Source organism: Cronobacter sp. 153480017-3 (assembly GCF_053627815.1).
Map to the genome: position 1 here is coordinate 371422 of NZ_JBSEYN010000003.1, position 24073 is coordinate 395494.

Below are 24073 nucleotides of genomic sequence, written 5' to 3' on the forward strand. Positions count from 1 at the left end.
TTCAGTATAACGCACAGAGGTGACGGTCTGACAACAGACGGAAGGGATCAGACCTGGGTGATATCGACCTGCGGGCGCTGGAACTCGGGCCAGACAATCGCCACCAGTTGCGGATAGGCTTCCTGGCTGAATTCATGGAAGCAGTGGCGCAGGTTGAGCACTTCGATATCAGAGAAAGTGACTAACTCACCGTTCAGACAGCGTTTTTTTAAATTATCGTAATATTTATAAACGGCTGAATTAAGATTACTGCAACGGCGCTGCGCCTCAAATAAACCCGGCGTGGCGTTCAGTTCTTCAAATGTCATTTTTTTAATGGTGGCGTTCGTAAAATCGATATATTCATGATTAACGCGCCAGTACCACAATGGCGTAATTGCGTTAAGGAGCGCGGAGAAATGGTCCTCGCCCTCTTCTTTGTTACGCGGCGGGATGGGATCTGCGCCAGAAGCGTTGTCTGGTTTATTGGCACCATTTTCTTTCATAAAAAAAAGCACGCCGCTTAAAAGCAGCAGCAAGGTAATGACAGAATAAAAAATACTGTTCATGCGCAGGCTCCGTTTTTTTTGATTTTAATTTTCCGGCATGTTATTGTCAACGAAAACCATCCGGCGTATTTCTTTATCCTTCTGATATAAAAGGAAATAACATCAATGTTGCCCGACAATCTTGTGCCGGCGCGTTATCGTATTCCCACACCCGACAACCACCCCTCCGGCGAACAAAATAGCGAAAATTTAACTCAGGGAAAGCCAAAGCTCGAAGAATATGAAACGGACATATTGAGCGGCAAATCTCTGGCGGGCCAGAGCGGCAACGTACTGCTGGAAGAACGCGACCGCCATATTAAAGCACGCCTGCTCAGTGTGGTTAAAATTGAGGCTTACACTAAAGTCCTGAATAAACTGGTCGAAGATAATGCTATTAGCGCTGAAGAATTGGCTGAACTGATCGCCACGAAAACCGCGCAGATAAATGAAGCGGGTAATAAAATTTGGCTTAATCTCATTACCCAGGAAAAAGACGCCCCCGTTTTTTATAAGTTCGAGGATTAACTGGCGTGACGGAAATAACCTCCAGCCACCAATATTTCACTTTAGATAAGCAAGAAGAACAGAAATTTATCTTAAGTCAGAATTTGCAGGCGCTGATTAATGAAAAAAATGAAGCCATTGCCGGTTATACCCGGGCCGTGCTGACGATCCCGGCTGCCCTGGTTCAACTGAAATGGCAAAATCGCCGCGAAATCTATCCGTTTCTGGTGAAAGAAGAGGTTTATGGCGCTGTACTTGAAGAGATCATGAAGCGTTATCCGCAGCTGCGCGCGCAAATCCTGACGGCGATTGAAGAAAATTATCAGCAGATTAAAGCGCAGGAAGCCGAAACGCTGATGTTAAGCCGCAGGCTCGCCGAGGGTAACTGCCAGACTTCTTCCGTCACGCCGCTTCCCGAACCGCCCGTCGCCTCACCCGACAAGTAGCGCGCCCGCGTTCTGTCCGCCGTTTTCCTCCTGCGTTATTACCTCCGTCACCTGATCCAGCGTTCCGATTTGCACATCCCCGGTACGATTACGCTTGCTTCGGTCTATCAACAGCAGCGATTGCGCCGCCCGGCGCAGCAGCAGCGTTTTGTACTCCGCGTTCCACGAGCGCGCGTCCCAGATGGTGCCCGCTTCATCAATCCCCTGGCATGAGAAAAGAAACAGATCGATATCGATATGCTTCAATAACGCAGGCAGCGACGGGTTTTCATAACAGGCAGCCTGACGATGCAGAATGCCGCCGGTGCTGATAAGCGTTATCTGCTCGCGTCTGGCGACCTCCTGCCCTACCCGCACGCTGTTGGTGAAAATGGTGAGCGGGATATCCGGCAACTGCCGCGCCAGATACCAGCAGGTGGTGCTGGCGTCGAGCGCCACCACCATCCCGGCGTCCAGCCAGTTTAGCGCATTACGCGCGATATCCATCTTATGCGCATGGTGGCTTTTCAGGCGCGCCTGGAACGGATCGTCATGGCCTGGCATATCGCGGCGCAGCGCCCGTGCCCGCCCGTGGCTGCGCAGAATTTTCCCGGCGCGCTGCAGCTCGCTCAGATCGCGCCGGATGGTCTCCTGACTTACAGCAAGGCGGTGCGCCAGCGCCTGGGTGCTCAGCGCCTCGTGCGCCCACAAGAGCCTGATAATCTTCTGCTGACGCTCATTTTTCATCCTGCTGCTCCGACGGTGAATGGCCTGGATTGCACGCTGTTCATTATTGCAGCAGACGCGCGAAAAGGAGAACCGGGCCGCGCCGGAAATACAGAAAATCCTGATAATTTTCGACAGTGCAGCATGAGGCACTACCCTTAGAGGACGCTTTGATAACGAGGAGGAACTTATGGCGAACGACCAGAACAAGATCCAGGACCCGACGACCCAGTACTTCACCGGGGAATATCCAAAGCAGAAACAGCCTGCGCCGGGCATTCAGGCCAAAATGGAGCCGGTGCCGGACTGCGGTGAGAAAAGCTACAAGGGAAGTGGTCGCCTTCAGGATCGTAAGACACTGGTGACAGGGGGCGATTCCGGTATTGGTCGCGCTGCCGCCATTGCTTACGCGCGAGAAGGCGCGGACGTGGTGCTGAACTACCTCCCGGAGGAGCAGCAGGACGCCGAAGAGGTCAAGGCGCTGATTGAAGAGGCGGGCCGCAAAGCGGTGCTGATCCCAGGCGATCTGACCGACGAGAAATTCGCCCGCGATCTGGTGCATCGCGCCATTAAAGAGCTGGGCGGGCTGGATATTCTGGCGCTGGTGGCCGGTAAGCAGACCGCCGTTGAGGATATCGCGAATCTCACCAGCGAGCAGTTCCAGAAAACCTATGCGACTAACGTGTTCGCGCTGTTCTGGATAACCCAGGAGGCGCTGCCGCACCTGAAACCGGGTGCCAGCATTATCACCACGTCATCCATTCAGGCGTATCAGCCAAGCCCGCACCTGCTGGATTACGCGTCCACGAAGGCCGCTATCCTCAACTACAGCCGCGGGCTTGCCAAACAGGTAGCGGAAAAAGGCATTCGCGTGAATATCGTGGCCCCAGGCCCTATCTGGACGCCGCTGCAAATCTGCGGTGGTCAGCCGCAGGAGAAAATCCCGCAGTTCGGCCAGCAGACGCCGCTTAAACGCGCAGGCCAGCCGGCAGAACTGGCGCCGATTTATGTCTATCTGGCAAGCCAGGAATCGAGCTATGTCACTGCCGAGGTTCACGGTGTCACCGGCGGCGAGCACCTGAGTTAATCTCTTTCAGATGGGATAATAAAAAAGCGCGGCTTATGCCGCGCTTTTTCTTTGGCTGAAGGCGTAAGCGTTACTTCGCTTTCGTCACTTCCTGTCCGACCAGGCCGATTTTCAGATAGCCCGCCTGATGCAGCGTGTCCATCACGTTCATCATGGTTTCGTAGTCGACGGTTTTATCCGCGCGGAAGAAAATCGTGGTGTCTTTCTTGCCGCCGGTCTGGGCGTCGAGCGCGCTAATCATCGAATCCCGCGTCACCGGATCGTTGCCGATAAACATCGTTTTATCCGCCTTCACCGACAGATAGACCGGTTTTTCCGGGCGCGGCTGCGGCTGGCTGGACGCCGCCGGCAGGTTCACCTTCACATCGACCGTCGCAAGCGGTGCCGCCACCATAAAGATAATCAGCAGCACCAGCATCACGTCGATAAACGGCGTGACGTTAATTTCGTGCATTTCGCCGTTATCATCGAGATTTTCGTTAAAACGCATCGCCATAGGATTAACCTAAACGCAGTTTCTGAGCGGTACGCACCGGCTGCGCCTGGGCGCTCGCCTCGAGATCCAGATCGCGGCTTTGCAGCAGCAGTACCTGGGCTGCCACATCGCCAAGCGTGGCTTTATAGCTGCCGATAGTGCGCGCGAAGATGTTATAGATAACCACCGCCGGGATAGCGGCGACAAGACCGATGGCCGTCGCGAGCAGCGCTTCGGCGATACCCGGTGCTACGACCGCGAGGTTGGTGGTTTGCGACTGCGCGATGCCGATAAAGCTGTTCATGATGCCCCACACGGTGCCGAACAGACCCACAAACGGCGAAATCGCGCCGATGGTCGCGAGATAACCGTTGCCGCGCCCCATGTGACGCCCTGCCGCCGCCACGCGGCGCTCAAGGCGAAAGCCGGTGCGCTCTTTAATACCTTCGTTATCTTCGCTGCCCGCCGAGAGTTCACGCTCATTCTGCGCTTCTTCAATAAGGCGCGCGCTCAGGCTTTTCGGGCCGAAACGTTCGGCCATTTCACGCGCGTCGTCCAGCGTGCGGGCACCGGCCAGCTCCTGCTGTTCGCGCTTAAGGCGGCGTTTGTGGCCAGACAGCTCAACGCTTTTACTGAAGAAAATCGCCCAGGTCACGACGGACGCCAGAATGAGGCCAATCATGACGATTTTCACCACGATGTCGGCATGCTGATACATGCCCCAGACGGAAAGATCCGTCTGCATCAAATTATTTCCCACTGTGCATCTCCAGGACGAAAGTCACAAAACTGCTCACAATGATATCAAAATGACATCGAATTGATAGTAGTTCTCATTAGTATTTGCATGGTGTGCCAGCGCGAAATTTTTTTCTTTGCGCTCAGACAGGAAAGGCGTTCAGATGACGTTTTTTCATCTTGGACGCCAGAATAAAAACAGCGCGAGGCGATGGCGATTTTCCGTGGTAACGTAGATTTAGACATCCAGACGTTCAGACAGGGGAAAGCCATGACCGACAAACACATTGAGACGGCGCTGGTGCAGGCCGGGCGCGCAAAACGTTACACGCAAGGCTCGGTAAACAGCGTGATTCAGCGTGCCTCATCGCTGGTGTTTGACAGCGTGGCCGCGAAAAAGCAGGCCACCGCCGGGCGCGCACAGGGCGAACTGTTTTACGGGCGACGCGGCACGCTGACGCATTTTTCGCTTCAGGAGGCGATGTGCGAGCTGGAAGGCGGCGCGGGTTGCGCGCTGTTTCCGTGCGGCGCGGCGGCGGTCGCCAACACGATTCTGGCGTTTGTCGAACAGGGCGATCATGTGCTGGTGACCAACAGCGCGTATGAGCCGACCCAGGATTTCTGCACCAAAATTCTCACGAAATTCGGCGTCACTACCACCTGGTTCGACCCGCTGGCGGGCGATGGCATTGCAAAGCACCTTCAGCCGAACACCAAAGTGGTGTTTCTGGAATCGCCCGGCTCCATCACGATGGAAGTTCACGACGTGCCCGCGATTGTCGCGGCGGTACGCCGCGTCGCGCCGGATGCCATAATAATGATGGACAACACCTGGTCGGCGGGCATTCTTTTTAAGGCGCTCGATTTCGGCGTCGATATCTCGATTCAGGCAGGCACCAAATATCTGGTGGGGCATTCGGACGCGATGATAGGCACCGCGGTTGCCAACGCCCGCTGCTGGGACACGCTTCGCGAGAACGCTTATCTGATGGGCCAGATGGCGGACGCCGATTCCGCGTATGTCACCAGCCGCGGCCTGCGTACGCTGGCGGTGCGCCTGCGTCAGCATCATGAAAGCGGTCTGCGCGTGGCGCAATGGCTGGCGGCGCACCCACAGGTGGCGCGCGTCAATCACCCGGCGCTGCCGGGCAGCAAAGGCCATGAATTCTGGAAGCGCGATTTCAGCGGGGCCAGCGGCCTCTTCTCTTTTATTCTCGACAAACGCCTTAGCGATGAAGAGCTCGCGCATTATCTCGATAATTTCGCGCATTTCAGCATGGCCTATTCGTGGGGCGGCTATGAGTCGCTGATCCTCGCCAACCAGCCGGAAGAGCTTGCAGCGATCCGTCCGGCGGGCGGCGTGGACTTCACCGGCACGCTGGTGCGTCTGCATATCGGGCTCGAAAACGTTGAAGATTTAATCGCCGATCTCGACGCGGCCTTCCGTCGTATCGCCTGAAGTGAAAAAAAACCGCGTTATCCCAGGAAAAGAGAGGGTTTGTTGAACCTGTAGTGCAGATGTAACGGCCCATTTAGAGGTACAATAAGGCAATTCCGCTGTTCCACAGGATCTCCCATGGCTGTTATCCAGGATATTATCGCTGCGCTCTGGCATCACGATTTTGCCGCGCTGGCGGACCCGCACATTGTCGGCGTGGTCTGGTGTGTGATGTTTGCCACGCTGTTTTTAGAAAATGGTCTGCTGCCGGCGTCGTTTCTGCCGGGCGATAGCCTGCTGCTGCTGGCGGGCGCGATGATAGCGCAGGGCGTCATGGATTTTGTGCCGACGCTTGTGATCCTCACGAGTGCTGCCAGCCTCGGCTGCTGGCTGAGCTATGTCCAGGGAAGATGGCTTGGCAATACCCGCGTCGTGCGCGGCTGGCTCGCGCAGCTACCGGCGAAATACCATCACCGCGCCACCTGCATGTTCGATCGCCACGGCCTGCTGGCGCTGCTGACCGGCCGTTTCCTGGCGTTTGTGCGCACACTGTTGCCGACGATGGCAGGCATCTCCGGGCTCTCTAACCGTCGCTTCCAGATCTTCAACTGGCTGAGCGCCGTGATTTGGGTCGGCGTGGTGACCGGCTTTGGCTATGCGCTCAGCATGATCCCGTTTGTGAAACGCCATGAAGATCAGGTGATGACCTTCCTGATGATCCTGCCCATCGCGCTGCTGGTCATCGGCCTGCTTGGCGCGTTGCTGGTCGTATTAAAGAAAAAAACGCAGTAAGTCTTTCCGGGCGGAGCGCAGGCTCCGCTCACGACAGCGCGCGCAGGCGCGCGGCATCCTCTCCCGGCGTCACCCCGAAATAGCGTTTAAATTCACGGCTGAACTGCGACGCGCTCTCATACCCCACCTGCATCGCCGCTGCGCTGGCCTTCATGCCGTTATGCGCCATCAGCAGCCGTGCTTTCTGCAACCGCCAGGTTTTCAGGTATTGCAGCGGCGAGGTGCTGGTCACCGCTTTGAAATTATGGTGAAACGCCGAGACGCTCATGTTGGCTTCCGCCGCCAGTTGCTCGACCGTCAGGCTTTCGGCGTAGCGGGTTTCGATGCGCCTTATCGCGCGGCTTATCAGGCTGAAATGCGTCTGGCGGCTTACCAGCGCCATCAGCGCCCCGCCGCCCGGCCCTTTCAGCACGTGGTAGAGAATTTCACGCACGATCTGTTTGCCAAGAATGCGCGCATCCAGCGGCTGCTCTAACACTTCCAGCAACCGCTCGACGGCGCAGAGAATGTCATCGGTCAGTACGCCGGAATTAATCCCGCACGAGCACGGCGCGGGCCGGAAATGATCATCCTCGCCAATCTCCATCACCAGCGCCTGAAGCTGGAGCACATCAATATTAATGCGGATGCCCGCGAGCGGTTCTTCCGCTGTGGCGAAGGTTTCGCACTCAAACGGCAGCGGCACCGTCAGCAGCAGATATTCACGCGGATCGTAACGGAAAACTTTATCGTTGAGATAACCCGTTTTATGGCCGGAAAAGAGAAATATGATGCCAGGCTGATAAATTACCGGCGTGCGCGCGCCGGGCGTCGTGCCGTAGAGCAGGCGTATCTCCGGCGGCAAAAAAGTCAGCGTTTTTTCTTTCTCTTTTAAGCGCTTAATTTCTTCTGTGATATTCCGACATATTGCATCGCGATTCATTAACAGCGACTCCAGACAGCCCTTTCAACCGGCGTTCAGTGTGCGCAAAAAATCCGATTTCCTCCAGAGGTAAAGAGAAATGGGCAAGAGAAAGGCAGGAATGAGCATTGAGGCTGTGCGTCACCGCGCCGAGAATAGACGTCAATGGTTCATGCCTGATGCATGACGTTTATTTCAGAAGGAGTTTTCGATGAACAACTTTAACCTCCATAACCCGACCCATATCGCCTTTGGTAAAGGTGCCATCAGCGAACTGCGCGCGTTCATTCCGGCAGACAGCCGCGTGCTGGTGACTTACGGCGGCGGCAGCGTCAAAAAAACCGGCGTGCTCGATCAGGTCTACAGCGCACTGAACGGCCTCGACGTGCTGGAGTTCGGCGGTATCGAACCCAACCCGTCTTACGAGACACTGATGAACGCCGTTGAACTGGTGCGTAAAGAAAAAGTGACATTTTTACTCGCCGTCGGCGGCGGTTCTGTTCTTGATGGTACGAAATTCATCGCGGCCGCCGCGCACTATCCGTCCTCGCGCGATCCGTGGCATATCCTGGAAACCGGCGGTAGCGAAATCACCAGCGCCATCCCGATGGGCTCTGTCCTGACGCTGCCAGCAACCGGCTCAGAATCCAACAAAGGCGCGGTGGTTTCACGCCGCGCTACCGGTGACAAACAGGCGTTCCACTCTGCGCATGTTCAGCCGCGCTTCGCCATTCTCGACCCGGTTTACACCTACACCCTGCCGCCGCGCCAGGTGGCGAACGGCGTGGTGGACGCTTTTGTTCACACCGTCGAGCAGTACGTCACGTATCCGGTGAACGCTAAAATTCAGGACCGCTTCGCGGAAGGCATTCTGCTGACGCTTATCGAAGAAGGCCCGAAAGCGCTGAAAGAGCCGGAAAATTACGACGTGCGCGCCAACCTGATGTGGGCCGCGACCCAGGCGCTGAACGGCCTTATCGGCGCGGGCGTGCCGCAGGACTGGGCGACGCATATGCTCGGCCATGAACTGACCGCGATGCACGGCCTGGATCACGCCCAGACGCTGGCGGTTGTGCTGCCGGCACTCTGGAACGAGAAGCGCAATGAGAAGCGCGCCAAACTGCTGCAATACGCAGAGCGCGTCTGGAATATCACCGAAGGCAGCGACGATGAGCGCATCGACGCCGCGATTGCCGCCACCCGCCGCTTCTTTGAAACCATGGGCACGCCAACCCGCCTGAGCGATTACGGTCTGGACGGCAGCTCTATTCCGGCGCTGCTGGCGAAGCTTGAAGAGCACGGTCTCACCGCGCTTGGCGAGCACAACGATATTACGCTCGACGTCAGCCGCCGCATTTACGAAGCCGCCCGCTAAGCTTTTTGCCGGCAAACTTTCGTTTTTGGCTATTTCGACCAGACTTAACTCACTGACTTGCGCCGGGGCAGCTTGCCCCGGTGTGTTAGCTCAAAAGGAGGAAATATGGCAAATCCAGGCGTAATTAAGCTGCATGACGGCAACCTGATGCCCCAGCTCGGCCTCGGCGTATGGCAGGCGACGAACGAAGATGTCGTCACCGCGATTCACAAAGCGCTGGAGGTGGGCTACCGCTCCATCGACACCGCAGCGGCCTATAAGAATGAACAAGGCGTGGGCGACGCGCTGAAAAGCGCGGGCGTTGCGCGCGATGAGTTATTCATCACCACCAAGCTCTGGAACGACGACCAGAAGCGTCCGCGTGAGGCGCTGGAAGAGAGCCTTGAAAAGCTGCAACTCGACTATGTGGATCTCTATCTGATGCACTGGCCGGTGCCGGCTATCGACCGCTATGTCGAGGCCTGGAAAGGCATGATTGAGCTGCAGCAGGAAGGACTCATCAAGAGCATCGGCGTGTGTAACTTTAACGTTGAGCATCTGCAACGCATCATCGACGAAACGGGCGTGACGCCGGTGATTAACCAGATTGAGCTGCACCCGCTGCTGCAACAGCGCCAGCTGCACGCCTGGAACGCCACGCACAAGATCCAGACGGAATCCTGGAGCCCGCTGGCGCAGGGCGGCGAAGGCGTATTTGACCAGAAAATTATTCGCGAGCTGGCGGATAAATATGGCAAGACCCCGGCGCAGATTGTGATTCGCTGGCATCTCGACAGCGGCCTGGTCGTTATCCCGAAATCCGTCACCCCGACGCGCATCGCGGAAAACTTTAACGTCTGGGATTTCCGTCTGGATAAAGACGAACTCAGCGAAATCGCGAAGCTCGACCAGGGCAAACGCCTCGGCCCGGATCCAGAACAATTCGGCGGGTAATCGCGCCAGTTGGCGGCAAAAAGAAAAAACAGCATACTACGCAGGCCTGTTTACGGACGTTTGAGGACCAGTTCCGATGAAGCACCGCTTAGCGTTAGTTATGCTGTTTTTTTCCGCCAGCACGCTGGCGCAGGGGGACGCACAGACCCCCACGCAATTTCTGAAATCGCTCTACCAGAGCTATGCCAAAGGCAATGAACCGGTGGATTTTGCCAGTAAAGGCGAGCAGCAGATCCTCTCCGATCGCCTGCTGAGCCTGGTGGAAGAAGATACCCGTCTCTCCGGCGGTGAAGTCGGCTTTCTCGATTACGATCCCATCTGCTATTGCCAGGACTGGGACGATCTGGCCGTGGATAAGATAAACGTCACTAACAGCGACGCCACGCATGCCAAAGCCACGATTACCTTCCGCCCATTCCGCAGCTCACCGGATGCCACCACCCAGAGCTTTGCGTTGATTAACGAGAAAGGCCGCTGGCGCATTGACGACATCATGAACGGCAACGGCAGCCTCTATAAATCGTTGCAGGAGAGCGGCCAGCAGCTGCGCGCCGATAGCACGAACAACGATACCGTCTCTCCCTGAGTCCACCGCAATAAAAAACGGCTTGCCCCTGGCAAGCCGTTTTTGTGTCTGCGGCCGCGTTATTTCGCCGGCCCGCCCGCGAGTTTATCCAGCATCATCACGCTGGACGTTTCGATGTACTTCGGCAGCTCGGAGAAGAGATGAATGATGTGCGCCGACTGTAAATGCTTTTGCAGCAGTTCGCGGCTTTCCCACTCTTCCGTCCAGACAAAACGGCGCGGATTTTCCGTGTCGCGGTTGAGCTGATACACGATACAGCCCTCTTCGGCATGCGTTTTTTCGATGACGCCGCGAAACAGCTGCTCAAGCGTCTCTTCCTTGCCAGGTTTACTGACGAAAATAGCTACTACCGGAACGGTCATGTTGTACTCCTGCAATCATATTTACCAGGACAAGCGGCGCGCCTTCTGCCCGTCGCGTTTATTTCGCCTGGGCGCTTAACAGCGCCACTCCCGTTTGCGCCGACACGCGCTCGATATACGCGCTCACCTGCGGGCCAAACGCCGCGCCTTTGACAATCGTGAGCGAGCGCAGCAGCGGGAAGAGAATAAAATCGGTGGTGTCGATGGCGTGCCGCCCGGCCACCAGCGGCTCCAGCGCGTTCAGATCTGAATTTACCTGCGCCAGCAGCGCTGGCGTCTGCGCGCGCAGCGCGGCTAAATCGCCAAACGCTTTCTCTTCACGCGTGGTATAGGCGTGACGCGCCTGTGGCGTCGCCAGCTCGGCGAAATCGCCCTCGGTAAAGCGCGGGATCGCCAGATTAAACAGCGGGGTCGATATCGACTCGCACCACTGTTTAATGGCCTCATCCACCGGCGCGTCGGCCACGCGCGGCTGCGCAAGCCCATCTACGTAGCGCACGATATCCATGCTCTCCGGCATATACGTGCCGTCGTCTTTTTCGAGAATCGGCACCACCTTGCGCCCGACCATGCGGATCGGCGTGTCGGCATCGCCTTCCATAATGACGCACACTTCAACCGGCAGCTTTTTCAGGCCGAAAATCATCTGGGCGCGGACGCAGAACGGGCAGTGCTCGTAGATATGCAGCTTCATGCAATTCTCCAGGGAAGGCGCGGCGACCATCTTGTTATCGCTCGCAAAAAAGACTACTGATGAGTAACCTTACTCGATAGTAACATAACGCGTTTGCGTGACAAGCGCGACGAAAACGCCTGGTGCGATACCTTTGCCGTCTGGCTTGCAGTAAGCTTACGCCGTTCACGTGACCCAGGGAGAGAGGATTTGCAGACTGACGCTGACCACCCGGAAAGCCGGAAACCGAAACGGGGCATCGCTACCCGCCGTCGCCTGTTGAAACATGCCTGCGCCGAGTTCGCGCGGCTTGGCTATCACAGCACCAAAGTCAGCAATATCGTTAAAGCGAGCGGTCTGAGCCAACCCACGTTTTATCTCTATTTCGCCAGTAAAGAAGCCGCTTATGAAGAGCTGGTGAGCGAGTTTCGCCTGCGCCTGGAGCGGCTCACCGAAACGCTGCTGATCCGCGACCGTATCGAAGGCGAAGCGCTGGTGAAAAGCGTGCAGAATAGCTTTCTCAAACTGCTGAATTTTCTTGCCGAAGACAAAGCGCTGACCGAAATCGGCTTCTTTCAGCCGCCAGGCTGCACGCAGACCAAAGCGACGCTGGTCAACGCCATCGCCAGTAATATCGCCAAAGAGCAGTCGCTTGGCCTGTTTCGCGATGATATCGACGCGCTACACATGGCGCGCTGCTGCGTGGGCATGATAGACCAGATGGCGCGGGTCCCGGCAGATGAGGCGCCCCCGGAGGCGCTGGCGCTGGGCTGCGCGCAGCTCTTGTGCGAGGGCATCTGGTTAAGCCGCCACCATCACGCCGTCTGACGCTTTTCTCGCCGACTGTGCCCGGTGACTCGCGCCAGGCACACAAATCCGCAGCACAATGATTGATAAGCCAAAAATCATCGGCGAAGATACCTTCTGGCGCTTCGCTTTGTGACGTCAGGCACAATGGTTGGCTATATACGCGCGAAAGCCCCCCTGAACCAGATTATGCCCATTGCGCCGCACGCCAGGGGCATTACCTTTACGCATTATCGCTTTTACAGACCGCCAGCCAGAGGAATGGACGATGCAACACCGCCTCACCATTAAAGACATTGCGCGCTTAAGCGGCGTGGGGAAATCCACCGTGTCGCGCGTGCTCAATAACGAGAGCGGCGTCAGCGAACGCACCCGCGAAAAGGTCGAGGCGGTGATGCGCCAGCACGGTTTCTCCCCTTCCCGCTCGGCGCGCGCGATGCGCGGACAGAGTGATAAAGTCGTCGCGATTATCGTCACCCGCCTGGATTCGCTGTCGGAAAACCTGGCGGTGCAGACCATTCTGCCCGCGCTGTATGAACAGGGTTACGATCCTATCATGCTGGAGAGCCGTTTTTCGCCCGCGCTGGTGCAGGAGCATCTGGGCGTGCTGAGCCGCCGCCATATCGATGGCGTGATTTTGTTTGGCTTTAGCGGCATTAACGAGGTGCTGACCGCCGCCTGGCAGAAATCGCTGGTGCTGATGGCGCGCGACGCGACGGGTTTTGCATCGGTCTGCTACGAGGATGACGGCGCGATACGGCTCTTAATGCAGCACCTGTATGACAACGGCCACCGCCACATCAGCTTTCTCGGCGTGCCGCACAGCGATATCACGACCGGCAAGCGACGCCACGAGGCGTATCTCAGTTTCTGTAAACAGCACGGGCTGACGCCGCGCGACACGCTGCCGGGGCTTGCCATGAAGCAGGGTTATGAACACGCCGCCGACGTGCTGAGTGAAGAGACCACCGCGCTGGTCTGCGCGACCGATACCCTTGCCATCGGTGCCAGTAAATATCTTCAGCAGCGCGGCGGCACGCCGGTCCAGCTTGCGAGCGTCGGCAATACGCCGCTGCTCAAATTCCTGCACCCTGAAGCGATCGCGGTCGATCCCGGTTATGGTCAAGCCGGGCGCGCGGCGGCGAAACAGCTTATCGATCAGATAACCGGCCGCGCCGATCCGCGCCAGATAGTGATCCCCGCCCGTCTCGGCTAAGCGCCCTTCCTGCATGTTTATTGTGATCGCGCTCTGTTTTCGGGAACGTTCCCGTTCACGCCATCCCGCTTAAAAGTTACTCTGCGCCCCAGGCCATCCGCGCCTCGTACCTACCTCTGCGACAGGGCTTCATCATGAGCAAAGTAAACCAACAGGATATCGATAAGCTGATAACCCTTGTGGGCGGCCGCGAGAATATCGCAACCGTTAGCCACTGCATTACCCGTCTGCGTTTTGTACTGAATCAGCCGTCTAAAGCCGATCCGAAAGCGATAGAAGAGCTGCCAATGGTGAAAGGCTGCTTTACCAACGCCGGACAGTTTCAGGTGGTGATTGGCACCAATGTCGGTGATTACTACCAGGCGCTGATCGCCACCAGCGGCCACAGCGCCGCCAGTAAAGAGCAGGCAAAACTCGCCGCGCGCCAGAACATGAAATGGCATGAGCGGCTTATCTCCCACTTCGCCGAAATTTTCTTCCCGCTGCTGCCCGCGCTGATTAGCGGCGGCCTGATCCTCGGCTTTCGCAACGTGATTGGCGATGTGCCAATGCACGACGGCAAAACGCTGGCGCAGATGTTCCCGTCGCTTAAAACCATCTACGACTTTTTATGGCTTATCGGCGAGGCCATCTTCTTCTATCTGCCGGTCGGGATCTGCTGGTCGGCGGTGCGCAAAATGGGCGGCACGCCGATCCTCGGGATCGTGCTTGGCGTGACGCTGGTTTCTCCGCAGCTGATGAACGCCTATCTGCTCGGCCAGCAAACGCCGGAAGTGTGGGATTTTGGGCTCTTTACCATCGCCAAAGTGGGCTATCAGGCGCAGGTGATCCCGGCGCTGCTGGCGGGTCTGGCGCTCGGCATGATTGAAATTCGCTTAAAACGCCTGGTGCCGGATTACCTCTATCTGGTAGTGGTGCCGGTCTGCTCATTGCTGCTCGCGGTATTCCTGGCGCACGCGTTTATCGGCCCGTTTGGCCGCCTTATCGGCGATGGCGTGGCGTTCGGCGTGCGTCACCTGATGACCGGCAGCTTCGCGCCCATCGGTGCCGCGCTGTTTGGCTTTCTCTACGCGCCGCTGGTCATCACCGGCGTCCATCAGACCACGCTTGCGGTGGATATGCAGATGATTCAGAGCATGGGCGGCACGCCGGTGTGGCCGCTGATTGCGCTGTCGAACATTGCCCAGGGCTCGGCGGTGGTGGGTATCATCATGACCAGCCGCAAACATAACGAGCGCGAAATCTCCGTACCGGCAGCTATCTCGGCGTATCTCGGCGTGACCGAACCCGCCATGTACGGCATCAACATGAAATACCGCTTCCCGATGCTCTGCGGCATGGTGGGTTCCAGCATTGCGGCACTGCTGTGCGGGCTGAGCGGCGTGGTGGCGAACGGCATCGGCGTCGGCGGTCTGCCCGCCATTCTCTCCATCCAGCCGGATTACTGGCAGGTATACGGCATGGCGATGCTGGTGGCGATCATTGTTCCTTTCATTCTGACCGCCTTTCTCTACAAGCGAAAATCCCGCCAGGGAACGCTCTTAGTCGTCTAACTTTTAGGGTAGTGCGGGGAGCGTTTCGGCGCTCCCCTTTAGCAACAGCAGGAACGCGTTATGAATAACACTCTGCCGTGGTGGCAAAACGGGGTGATTTACCAGATTTACCCGAAGAGTTTCCAGGATACGTCCGGCAACGGCACAGGCGATCTGGCGGGCGTCACCCGACGCCTCGATTATCTGCAACAACTTGGCGTGGACGCCATCTGGCTGACGCCCTTCTATCTCTCTCCGCAGGTCGATAACGGTTACGACGTGGCGAACTATACCGCCATTGATCCAGCCTATGGCACGCTGGAGGAGTTCGACGCGCTGGTGGCGGACGCCCATGCCCGCGGCATCCGGGTGATTCTGGACATGGTGTTTAACCACACCTCGACGCAGCACGCCTGGTTTCATGACGCGCTGACCCGCGAGAGCGCGCACCGCGAATTTTACATCTGGCGCGACGGTACGCCGGAAGAAGCACCCAACAACTGGCGTTCAAAATTCGGCGGCAGCGCCTGGCGCTGGCACGCCGAGAGCGGCCAGTACTATCTGCACCTCTTTGCGCCCGAACAGGCGGATCTCAACTGGGAAAACCCGCAGGTGCGCGCCGAGGTGAAAAAGGTCTGCGAATTCTGGGCCGATCGCGGCGTGGACGGCCTGCGTCTCGATGTGATCAACCTGATTTCAAAAGATCAGGATTTCCCGTCGGACGATCGCGGCGACGGGCGGCGTTTTTACACCGACGGACCGCGCATTCACGACTATTTACAGGAGCTGAGCCGCGACGTGTTTCAGCCGCGCGGGCTGATGACAGTGGGCGAAATGTCCTCCACGACGCTTGAGAACTGCCAGCGCTACGCCGCGCTGGAAGGCCACGAGCTCTCGATGACGTTTAACTTCCATCACCTGAAAGTGGATTACCCGGACGGACAGAAGTGGACGCTCGCCGCGCCCGATTTCGTGGCGCTGAAAGCGATTTTCAACCACTGGCAGCAGGGGATGCATGGCGTGGCCTGGAACGCGCTGTTCTGGTGTAACCACGATCAGCCGCGCATCGTCTCGCGCTTCGGCGACGAGGGCGCGCTGCGCGTACCGGCGGCGAAAATGCTCGCGATGGTGCTGCACGGCATGCAGGGCACGCCCTATATCTACCAGGGCGAAGAGCTGGGCATGACCAACCCGCATTTCACGCGGATCATCGATTACCGCGACGTGGAAAGCCACAATATGTTTGCCGAGCGGCGCGCCCAGGGGCAAAGCCCGGAGACGCTGCTCGCCATCCTCGCCAGCAAATCGCGCGATAACAGCCGCACGCCGATGCAATGGGATGACAGCGATAACGGCGGCTTTACCACCGGCACGCCGTGGATAGGGCTTTGCGATAATTACCGCGAGATCAACGCCGCGCGCGCGCTCGACGATCCAGACTCCGTTTTTTACGCCTATCAGAAACTCATCAGGCTGCGTAAGGCGCACCCGATTTTCACCTGGGGCGACTATCACGACCTGCTGGCGGAGCATCCTTACCTGTGGTGCTATCGCCGTGAATGGCAAGGGCAGACGCTGGTGGTGATGGCGAATCTGTCTCGCGAAGCGCACTGGTGTACGCCGGGCGATTTTAGCGGCGCGTGGCAGGTGCTGATGAGCAACTATCCCGATGCAGCACCCCGCCCCGGCGAAATGAACCTGCGCCCGTTCGAAGCCGTAATATGGCTTCAGGGAGACGCGTAACCCAATCGGGTTAACGCACCAGCGCGTTAACCCGGCTCAGCCACTGCGCGACGCCGGCGTCGAGACTGGCGTCGCTCAGGACGTGCGTGCCCTGAATCAGCGCTGGCGGCTGCCAGATCATGCCGGTCATGTTGGCCATCGCGTGAAACGGCAGCCAGAATTCCTCAATCGGGTAACGGTTATAGCCCTGCGGCGAATAAGCCTCTGCGCTGCCGCCGGTCGAAACCATCAGCATAAACGGTTTGCCGTGCAGGCGATCGCCGCCGGTGCCGTAGGCAAAACCGTGCTCAAGCACCTGATCCTGCCACTCTTTTAAAATCGCAGGCGAGCTGTACCACCAGAACGGAAACAGCATCACCACCGCATCATGGGCCAGCAGCAGCGCCTGCTCGCGCTTCACGTCGATATTAAAATCCGGATATTCACGCATCAGCTCATGCACCGTCACCTGCGGCAGTGCTTTCAGCGCCTCGATAGCCGCGCGGTTGACGCGGGAATCATCCGGGTAACGGTGCCCGGCCAGAACCAGAACTTTTTTCATTTTTACTCTCCTCAACGATGTGGTTGAGGTAATGTTGGCATGACGCAGGGTTAACCTGTAGTGCAGTTCCGGGCATATCTGTTTCAACCAAAGGTATCAATCATGACGCTCACCTCAGACGTGCATCGCCTGCTGCCTGCGTTTCTCGCCGCCGCGCAGAGCCAGAGTTTTTCCGCCGCCGCTCGCCTGCTGGGCGTGACGCCTGCTGCTGTCAGTAAAAGCGTGCGGCAACTGGAGGCGCGCCTGGGCCGCGTGCTGTTTCAGCGCAACACGCATTTTGTGGTGCTGACGGAAGAAGGCGCGGCGCTGCGCGAACAAGTGGCCCCGCTGTGGCATGCGCTCAACCAGGCGCTGGAAAAGCCTGCCGACGAGCCGCAGGGGCTGGTGCGCGTGAGCGTGATTCCCGGCTTCGGACGCTACCTTCTGATGCCGGCGCTGCCCGCTTTCCAGCAGCGCTACCCGCAGGTGCGGCTGGATCTGGCGATGGATCCGCGCCGCGTTAACCTGATTGGCGAGCGGATCGATGTGGCGATTGGCCAGCGGACGGTGCAGGACAGCCGCATCGTGACGCGCGAAATCCGCCCGATGCGCATGATGCTCGCCGCCTCGCCTGCCTACCTGGCGCAGTTTGGTACGCCGCAACAGCCGCAGGATCTGCTGCATCATCGCTGCCTGGTACACCGCAATCCCGGCAACGGCAAGCTGCAAAGCTGGCTTGCTGACGAACTGGCGATGGAAGAGCAGCACGCTTTTCTTATCAGCACCTTTCCCGATGTGCTGGTGGACGCCGCGCTGGCGGAGATGGGCATTGTCTCGCTCGCCGACTGGTATCTGGCACCGCTTATCGCCACAGGCCGTCTGGTGCCGTTGATGGAAGCGCACTGGCCTGCGCCGCAGCCGCTCTGGGTGAAGTATCCGCACCATCGCCTCGCCCCGCGCGTGCGGGCTTTCGTTGATTTTTTAATCGAAAAATTCACAGTGTAAATCTTTCCCGCCTCAACGCAGACCGTAAGCGCACTCGCCGCTTTGCTTTGTCCTGCATCAATAAAATCGCAAACTTGTTTGATGCAAATCACTATATATAGACATTAAAATCCACCGCGGCCCAATATCTTGTTATTTCAGGCTAAACTTTCAGCAATCCGGTGCGGAGGATATTCCCGCGCTGCTGTGGATAAAACGGGCCAGCTCCGACGTTAACAGGGGGTTTATGCAGCCAATATTCCCTGCGCCGCACGACGGAGTTTCTGTGGATAACCTGTGCTTAATATGGAGTGATCATGACACCGCATGTAGTGAAACGAGACGGGTGTAAAGTACCTTTCAATTCAGCGCGCATTCGCGAAGCGATTCTTCGCGCGGCGCAGGCAGCGGGAGTCGATGACGCAGACTATTGCGCCACCGTCGCGGAAATCGTCAGCAGCCAGATGCAGCATCGTCGTGAAGTGGACATTCACGAGATCCAGACGGCGGTGGAAAACCAGCTGATGGCGGGCAACTACAAGCAGCTGGCGCGCGCCTATATTGAGTACCGCCACGACCGCGATATCGCCCGTGAAAAACAGGGCCGCCTGAATAAAGAGATCCGCGGGCTGGTTGAGCAGACCAACCCGGCGCTGCTGAACGAGAACGCCAATAAAGACAGCAAAGTGATCCCGACCCAGCGCGACCTGCTGGCGGGCATTGTCGCCAAACACTATGCGCGCCAGTATCTGCTGCCGCGCGACGTGGTGCTCGCCCACGAACGCGGCGAAATTCACTATCACGATCTCGACTACTCGCCCTTCTTCCCGATGTTCAACTGCATGCTGATCGACTTAAAAGGCATGCTGACGCAGGGGTTTAAAATGGGCAACGCCGAGATAGAACCGCCGAAATCGATTTCCACCGCCACTGCCGTGACGGCGCAGATCATCGCCCAGGTGGCGAGCCACATTTACGGCGGCACCACCATCAACCGCATTGACGAAGTGCTGGCCCCGTTTGTGACGGCAAGTTTTGAGAAGCACCGCCGCACCGCGCTTGAGTGGAACATTCCGGATGTCGAAGGCTACGCCCGCGCCCGCACCGAAAAAGAGTGCTACGACGCGTTCCAGTCGCTGGAATATGAAGTCAACACGCTGCACACGGCCAACGGCCAGACGCCGTTCGTCACCTTTGGTTTTGGTCTTGGCACCAGCTGGGAATCGCGTTTGATCCAGAGCTCGATTCTGCGCAACCGCATTGCGGGCCTCGGTAAAAATCACAAGACGGCGGTGTTCCCGAAACTGGTGTTCGCGATTCGTGACGGCCTGAACCATAAAGCCGGCGACCCGAACTACGACATCAAGCAGCTGGCGCTGGAGTGCGCGAGCAAGCGCATGTACCCGGATATCCTCAACTACGATCAGGTAGTGAAAGTGACCGGTTCGTTTAAAACGCCGATGGGCTGCCGCAGTTTTCTTGGCGTTTATGAAGAGAACGGCGAGCAGATCCACGACGGGCGCAATAACCTCGGCGTGATTAGCCTGAACCTGCCGCGCATCGCGCTTGAAGCGAAAGGCGATGAAACCGCATTCTGGGCGCTGCTCGATGAGCGGCTGAAGCTCGCCCGCAAAGCGCTGATGACGCGCATTGCGCGTCTCGAAGGCGTAAAAGCGCGGGTGGCACCGATTCTCTATATGGAAGGCGCGTGCGGGGTGCGTCTTAAACCGGATGACGACATCGCGGAGATTTTCAAAAACGGCCGCGCGTCGATTTCTCTTGGGTATATCGGCATTCATGAAACGATTAACGCGCTGTCCGGCAACCAGCATATCTATGACAGCGAGACGCTGCGCGCCAAAGGTATCGCCATCGTTGAGCGTCTGCGTCAGGCGGTGGATCGGTGGAAAGAAGAGACCGGTTACGGCTTTAGCCTCTACAGCACGCCGAGCGAGAATCTGTGCGATCGTTTCTGCCGCCTCGATACCGCCGAGTTTGGCGTGGTGCCGGGCGTGACCGACAAAGGGTATTACACCAACAGCTTCCACCTGGACGTGGAGAAGAAGGTAAACCCGTACGATAAAATCGATTTCGAAGCGCCCTACCCGCCGCTCGCGAGTGGTGGCTTCATCTGTTACGGCGAATACCCGAATCTGCAGCATAACCTGAAGGCGCTGGAGGACGTGTGGGATTACAGCTATCGCCATGTGCCTTATTACGGCACCAATACGCCGATTGATGAGTGTTACGAGTGCGGGTTCACCGGCGAATTCGAGTGCACCAGCAAGGGCTTTACCTGTCCGAAATGCGGCAACCATGATGCGTCGCGCGTTTCCGTCACCCGCCGCGTTTGCGGGTATCTCGGCAGCCCCGACGCCCGTCCGTTCAACGCGGGTAAACAGGAAGAGGTGAAGCGCCGCGTGAAGCACCTCGGCAACGGGCAGTTGGGTTAACGCCGCTCTGGCGTCTGGCACGGTGGGTGCGCTGCGCTTACCCACCCTACAAAACGAAACGCGTAGGGCGGGTAAGCAACGCGCACCCACCTCCCGGCAAACCTGTGTAGGACGGGTAAGCGAAGCGCACCCACCGCCCGGCAAACCTGTGTAGGGTGGGTAAGCGAAGCCGCACCCGCCGCCCGGCAAATCGTTGTAGGGTGAGTAAGCGAAGCGCACCCACCGTTCGCCCGCCTGGGACGAGGAAACCATGAATTACCATCAATATTATCCCGTTGATGTCGTCAACGGCCCCGGCACCCGCTGCACATTATTTGTGGCGGGCTGCGTTCACGAATGCCCCGGCTGCTACAACAAAAGCACCTGGCGGCTCAACTCCGGCGTACCCTTCACAGACGAGATGGAAAACCGCATCATCGCCGATCTCAACGATACCCGCGTCAAACGCCAGGGGCTGTCGCTGTCGGGCGGCGATCCGCTGCACCCGCAAAATGTGCCGACAATCCTAAAGCTCGTCCAACGCGTGCGGGCCGAGTGCCCCGGCAAAGATATCTGGGTCTGGACGGGGTATAAAATCGATGAACTGAGCGATGCCCAGCGCGAGGTGGTAAACCACATCAACGTGCTGGTGGATGGCAAGTTTGTGCAGGATCTGAAAGATCCGGCGCTTATCTGGCGTGGCAGCAGCAACCAGGTTATCCACCGGCTGCGCTGAGAGGCACTTACTCCAGACGGTGCCCGGCCCCCTGGTATACGGTCAGGTTTTCGCGTTTGCCGATCGCGATGACCAGCACACGGACAGCATCATCGCGCACCTGATACACCAGCCGGTAACCGCTCGTTCTTAATTTAATTTTGTAGCAGTCCGGCAGGCCACTTAACCAGGCGGATTTCACCCTGGGAGCCGCCAGCACGTGCGCCAGCTTCTTTTTGAATTGCGCTTTAACGGTCTCGCCCAGTTTGTGCCACTCCTTCAGCGCACGTGGGTCAAAGACCAGTTTATAGCTCATCCAGATCAACCCTGATGCCCGGCTGCGGATCCGCCAGTCGCTCCCGCACGGTACGCAGCAGCGCCTCTTCGCTGTCGCTGACGGTTAGCGTTTTGACCGGCATACGGCCATTTTGCGCCACATACTGAAACAGCAGACGCACCGCTTCGGTAGGGGTGATACCCAGTTTTTCCAGCACCGCATAAGCCTCATTTTTAAGCTTGTCATCAAGCCTTACGTTGATTGTGGCCATTATGCCTCCGACGTTTCTCAAAGTGTAATGCAATATAGCATTACATATGAATTACATCGAATTCTGGAAGACAGCTTCTAAAACCGGCTCAGGCAGGTCATCGCCACCGCCTGAAACTGGGCGAAATCACGACACGTTTGTAGTTGCTGCGCCGCGCGTTCGCGCAAAAACGTGACGAACAGATCGTAAATCGTCATCGCCTCTTCATATTCGCGTTTGCTGATGGCGAGCAGGAAAATCACGTGCGCGGTCTCCTCTCCCCACGCAATTCCCTGCGGGGCCAGTACGGTATAGACCACCGTTTTGCGCGCCATCAGCCCGAGCGAGTGCGGCAACGCGATACCGTCGCCAAGCATGGTGCTGACAATCGCCTCGCGCTCCACCACCGACGGCAGAAAATCCGCCCCCACGTACCCGTCCTGCTCCAGCTCATCGCACAGCTCTTTGAAAAGCTGCTGCTGGGTCATGGGCCCGTCCACCACGCGAAAATGCCGGGCGTCGAAATATTTCTCCAGCATCCAGGGCCGGGTTCTGTCCACCAGCACCAGCTTGCCGATTTGCTCCAGCTGGAAATCGGTCGGGAACGGCGACATCACTACCACCGGCTTATCTTTTTCCGCCACCCGCGCGGTGGAAATCACAAAATCCTCGACGATGGCGGCGCGCTGCTCGTAGTCGCGCAGCGTGGCGATTTCACTCACTTCTAACTGCGGGTATTTGCGCAGCAGCATCGACTGGATCATGCGCACCGTAGAGTTGCCGGTATCGCACACCAGCAGTACGCGCGGGTTACGCTGGTAGCCCACGTTATAGTGGCGTTCAAGCCCGACGCCGATATGCAGCACCAGAAACCCCACTTCGTTTTCGCTGATGGTGTAAGGCGTGTATTTGCCCCAGGCGGACACGGCCGCCAGCGTCATATCCCAGGCCATCGGGTAGTGCTGTTTGATGTTGCCGAGCAGCGGATTGGGAATGTTTATCTGGTAGCGCACGCGGGTGATCATGGTGCGAATGTGGGTCAGCAGGTCGGCGCGCAGCTGCTCGTCGGTCAGCAGATTGTAGTTATAGTGCGTGTTGATATAGCGCAGGATGTAGCCCGCCAGCGCTTCGGCGTCATCGGCGCTGATGGCACTCGGCTCCAGCTCCTGCACCTGGCGCGCGGCAATATGCACCCGCAGCCAGTTCTCTTCCGCCTCTGATAGCGGTTTGCCGCACAGCGTTTGCAGCAGCGCCGCGATGCCGCGCGCCGCCTCGCGCACGTTATCGTCCACATCGTCCGCCACAAATTCAGGCAGCGGAAAGCCCTCGCTGATGCGCCGCACCGCCACGGCGCAATAGAGACGAATAAACTGCTCGCCTTCGTCGGTAAAGCGCAGGCGAGCGTGCGCGAAAATCGTCGGCAGGCGCTCTGCGAGCCTCTCCTGCACGCCCGCGTTCAGCGCCTCTTCGGTAATTAATGGATTAGCGCTGTCCTGCTGAGCGAGCTGCCAGAGCAGATCCGTCAGGCACGCGCGCAGCGCCATTTCACTGCCGAACAGCTTCATGCCGTGGCGCGGGCGGGTTTCAAGCGTGAGGTTATAGCGGGTAAAGAGTTCGCGCACTTCCGCCATGTCGTTTTGCAGCGTGGCGCGGCTCACGAACCACTCTTCCGCCAGGTCTTCAAGCTTCAGGGAAAACGCGGAGGTCAGGAAGCGCACCGCCAGATAATGCACGCGTTCCGGCGCGGTGCGCGGGATGCGAAGCGCCTTCGGGCGGCTCGCCTGGAGCGCCTGATAACGCCCCATATCGTCAACGGTCAGCTGATAGCCGCTGCCGCGATTAAGCACCAGCTGCACGCCATGCTGACGCAGTAATTCATTGAGCGCGCTGATATCCGCCCGCACGGTGCGCGTCGTGACGTTTAACCGGCGCGCCAGCTCATCCTGCGGCAGCGTTTCGTTTTGCAGCAGATCAAACAGCCGGGACAGACGTTGACTCGGGAATCGCACACCGGTTTCCTCTCGTTAAACGGGCGCGCCATCGCGCCCGCGG

Annotated in this window: 26 protein-coding genes; 15 read left to right on the plus strand and 11 right to left on the minus strand. The window is 58.0% G+C overall.

Annotated elements, in window-relative coordinates; all coding sequences use genetic code 11:
- Positions 1 to 47 precede the first annotated feature (47 nt).
- The gene (locus ACUW6V_RS09590; RefSeq protein ID WP_007774537.1) at positions 48 to 548 is read right to left on the minus strand and encodes an ESA_00282 family adhesion-associated protein; all 501 of its coding nucleotides are present in this window, start codon (positions 546 to 548) and stop codon (positions 48 to 50) included.
- A gap of 105 nt (positions 549 to 653) precedes the next feature.
- Between ACUW6V_RS09590 and ACUW6V_RS09595 the strand changes: the two genes are divergently transcribed.
- Both ACUW6V_RS09595 and ACUW6V_RS09600 read left to right on the plus strand, forming a co-directional pair.
- A complete protein-coding gene (locus tag ACUW6V_RS09595) occupies positions 654 to 1055 on the plus strand; it encodes a hypothetical protein (protein WP_004384867.1) in 402 nt (133 codons plus the stop codon).
- Between the two features lie 5 nt (positions 1056 to 1060).
- Positions 1061 to 1480 (plus strand): hypothetical protein, encoded by a 420-nt coding sequence (locus ACUW6V_RS09600; protein ID WP_007852165.1) that lies wholly within the window; start codon positions 1061 to 1063, stop codon positions 1478 to 1480.
- On the opposite strand, the gene fucR is transcribed toward ACUW6V_RS09600, so the two are convergent.
- Complete coding sequence (gene fucR / locus ACUW6V_RS09605; protein ID WP_088276691.1) at positions 1466 to 2206, minus strand: L-fucose operon activator; 741 nt, start codon at positions 2204 to 2206, stop codon at positions 1466 to 1468. The two genes, ACUW6V_RS09600 and fucR, sit on opposite strands and share 15 nt — an antisense overlap.
- Before the next feature lie 169 nt (positions 2207 to 2375).
- On the opposite strand from fucR, the gene ACUW6V_RS09610 reads away from it, so the two are divergent.
- Complete coding sequence (locus tag ACUW6V_RS09610) at positions 2376 to 3272, plus strand: SDR family oxidoreductase (protein ID WP_454038296.1); 897 nt, start codon at positions 2376 to 2378, stop codon at positions 3270 to 3272.
- Positions 3273 to 3342: 70 nt separating this feature from the next.
- Here the strand turns inward: ACUW6V_RS09610 and exbD are convergent, their stop codons facing one another.
- Both exbD and exbB read right to left on the minus strand, forming a co-directional pair.
- On the minus strand, positions 3343 to 3768 hold the full coding sequence (gene exbD / locus ACUW6V_RS09615; RefSeq protein ID WP_007701813.1) for a TonB system transport protein ExbD: 426 nt from the start codon (positions 3766 to 3768) through the stop codon (positions 3343 to 3345).
- 4 nt (positions 3769 to 3772) lie between these two features.
- Positions 3773 to 4507 (minus strand): tol-pal system-associated acyl-CoA thioesterase, encoded by a 735-nt coding sequence (gene exbB, locus ACUW6V_RS09620; protein ID WP_007774518.1) that lies wholly within the window; start codon positions 4505 to 4507, stop codon positions 3773 to 3775.
- 249 nt (positions 4508 to 4756) lie between these two features.
- Between exbB and metC the strand changes: the two genes are divergently transcribed.
- Positions 4757 to 5944: a cystathionine beta-lyase gene (gene metC, locus ACUW6V_RS09625; protein WP_454038297.1), complete on the plus strand. Its 1188-nt coding sequence runs from the start codon at positions 4757 to 4759 to the stop codon at positions 5942 to 5944.
- A gap of 117 nt (positions 5945 to 6061) precedes the next feature.
- Positions 6062 to 6715, plus strand: coding sequence for a DedA family general envelope maintenance protein YghB (gene yghB / locus ACUW6V_RS09630; RefSeq protein ID WP_007871022.1), 654 nt, complete (start codon positions 6062 to 6064; stop codon positions 6713 to 6715).
- A 28-nt stretch (positions 6716 to 6743) separates the two neighbouring features.
- Here the strand turns inward: yghB and ACUW6V_RS09635 are convergent, their stop codons facing one another.
- Positions 6744 to 7637, minus strand: coding sequence for an AraC family transcriptional regulator (locus tag ACUW6V_RS09635; RefSeq protein WP_007897793.1), 894 nt, complete (start codon positions 7635 to 7637; stop codon positions 6744 to 6746).
- 190 nt (positions 7638 to 7827) lie between these two features.
- Between ACUW6V_RS09635 and yqhD the strand changes: the two genes are divergently transcribed.
- The 3 genes from yqhD to ACUW6V_RS09650 all read left to right on the plus strand — a co-directional run bounded on the left by yqhD (position 7828) and on the right by ACUW6V_RS09650 (position 10510).
- Positions 7828 to 8991 carry an alcohol dehydrogenase gene (gene yqhD, locus ACUW6V_RS09640; RefSeq protein ID WP_454038298.1) on the plus strand — a complete coding sequence of 388 codons (1164 nt, stop codon included), beginning with the start codon at positions 7828 to 7830 and terminating at the stop codon, positions 8989 to 8991.
- A 105-nt stretch (positions 8992 to 9096) separates the two neighbouring features.
- A complete protein-coding gene (gene dkgA / locus ACUW6V_RS09645) occupies positions 9097 to 9924 on the plus strand; it encodes a 2,5-didehydrogluconate reductase DkgA (RefSeq protein ID WP_007774512.1) in 828 nt (275 codons plus the stop codon).
- Positions 9925 to 10000: 76 nt separating this feature from the next.
- The gene (locus tag ACUW6V_RS09650) at positions 10001 to 10510 is read left to right on the plus strand and encodes a DUF3828 domain-containing protein (protein ID WP_004386043.1); all 510 of its coding nucleotides are present in this window, start codon (positions 10001 to 10003) and stop codon (positions 10508 to 10510) included.
- A 59-nt stretch (positions 10511 to 10569) separates the two neighbouring features.
- Here the strand turns inward: ACUW6V_RS09650 and ACUW6V_RS09655 are convergent, their stop codons facing one another.
- Positions 10570 to 10872 carry a putative quinol monooxygenase gene (locus ACUW6V_RS09655; RefSeq protein WP_004386042.1) on the minus strand — a complete coding sequence of 101 codons (303 nt, stop codon included), beginning with the start codon at positions 10870 to 10872 and terminating at the stop codon, positions 10570 to 10572.
- A 58-nt stretch (positions 10873 to 10930) separates the two neighbouring features.
- Positions 10931 to 11566, minus strand: coding sequence for a glutaredoxin 2 (gene grxB / locus ACUW6V_RS09660; RefSeq protein ID WP_105539523.1), 636 nt, complete (start codon positions 11564 to 11566; stop codon positions 10931 to 10933).
- 189 nt (positions 11567 to 11755) lie between these two features.
- Between grxB and ACUW6V_RS09665 the strand changes: the two genes are divergently transcribed.
- The 4 genes from ACUW6V_RS09665 to treC all read left to right on the plus strand — a co-directional run bounded on the left by ACUW6V_RS09665 (position 11756) and on the right by treC (position 16843).
- Positions 11756 to 12373, plus strand: coding sequence for a TetR/AcrR family transcriptional regulator (locus tag ACUW6V_RS09665; RefSeq protein ID WP_454038299.1), 618 nt, complete (start codon positions 11756 to 11758; stop codon positions 12371 to 12373).
- Positions 12374 to 12620: 247 nt separating this feature from the next.
- Positions 12621 to 13568 carry a trehalose operon repressor TreR gene (gene treR / locus ACUW6V_RS09670; RefSeq protein ID WP_454038300.1) on the plus strand — a complete coding sequence of 316 codons (948 nt, stop codon included), beginning with the start codon at positions 12621 to 12623 and terminating at the stop codon, positions 13566 to 13568.
- Positions 13569 to 13702: 134 nt separating this feature from the next.
- Positions 13703 to 15121 carry a PTS trehalose transporter subunit IIBC gene (gene treB / locus ACUW6V_RS09675; protein ID WP_004386038.1) on the plus strand — a complete coding sequence of 473 codons (1419 nt, stop codon included), beginning with the start codon at positions 13703 to 13705 and terminating at the stop codon, positions 15119 to 15121.
- Positions 15122 to 15181: 60 nt separating this feature from the next.
- Entirely contained in the window at positions 15182 to 16843 is a 1662-nt protein-coding gene (gene treC, locus ACUW6V_RS09680; protein ID WP_105575138.1) for an alpha,alpha-phosphotrehalase, read from the plus strand.
- A gap of 10 nt (positions 16844 to 16853) precedes the next feature.
- Here the strand turns inward: treC and ACUW6V_RS09685 are convergent, their stop codons facing one another.
- Positions 16854 to 17384, minus strand: coding sequence for an NAD(P)H-dependent oxidoreductase (locus ACUW6V_RS09685; protein WP_004386036.1), 531 nt, complete (start codon positions 17382 to 17384; stop codon positions 16854 to 16856).
- Positions 17385 to 17486: 102 nt separating this feature from the next.
- Here ACUW6V_RS09685 and ACUW6V_RS09690 point away from each other — a divergent pair, with 102 nt between their 5' ends.
- The 3 genes from ACUW6V_RS09690 (at position 17487) to nrdG (ending at position 21515) form a co-directional block, all read left to right on the plus strand.
- The gene (locus tag ACUW6V_RS09690; protein ID WP_007871040.1) at positions 17487 to 18368 is read left to right on the plus strand and encodes a LysR family transcriptional regulator; all 882 of its coding nucleotides are present in this window, start codon (positions 17487 to 17489) and stop codon (positions 18366 to 18368) included.
- Positions 18369 to 18664: 296 nt separating this feature from the next.
- Positions 18665 to 20800 (plus strand): anaerobic ribonucleoside-triphosphate reductase, encoded by a 2136-nt coding sequence (gene nrdD, locus ACUW6V_RS09695; protein ID WP_454038301.1) that lies wholly within the window; start codon positions 18665 to 18667, stop codon positions 20798 to 20800.
- Between the two features lie 250 nt (positions 20801 to 21050).
- Positions 21051 to 21515: an anaerobic ribonucleoside-triphosphate reductase-activating protein gene (gene nrdG / locus ACUW6V_RS09700; RefSeq protein WP_097582649.1), complete on the plus strand. Its 465-nt coding sequence runs from the start codon at positions 21051 to 21053 to the stop codon at positions 21513 to 21515.
- A 7-nt stretch (positions 21516 to 21522) separates the two neighbouring features.
- Here nrdG and ACUW6V_RS09705 read toward each other — a convergent pair whose 3' ends face one another.
- From ACUW6V_RS09705 to ACUW6V_RS09715, 3 genes are all read right to left on the minus strand, one after another.
- A complete protein-coding gene (locus ACUW6V_RS09705; protein ID WP_454038302.1) occupies positions 21523 to 21810 on the minus strand; it encodes a type II toxin-antitoxin system RelE family toxin in 288 nt (95 codons plus the stop codon).
- Positions 21800 to 22042, minus strand: coding sequence for a type II toxin-antitoxin system RelB/DinJ family antitoxin (locus ACUW6V_RS09710; protein ID WP_007796477.1), 243 nt, complete (start codon positions 22040 to 22042; stop codon positions 21800 to 21802). Before ACUW6V_RS09710 ends, ACUW6V_RS09705 begins: the two co-directional genes overlap by 11 nt.
- Before the next feature lie 77 nt (positions 22043 to 22119).
- Positions 22120 to 24030, minus strand: coding sequence for a BglG family transcription antiterminator (locus tag ACUW6V_RS09715; RefSeq protein ID WP_454038303.1), 1911 nt, complete (start codon positions 24028 to 24030; stop codon positions 22120 to 22122).
- Positions 24031 to 24073 lie beyond the last annotated feature (43 nt).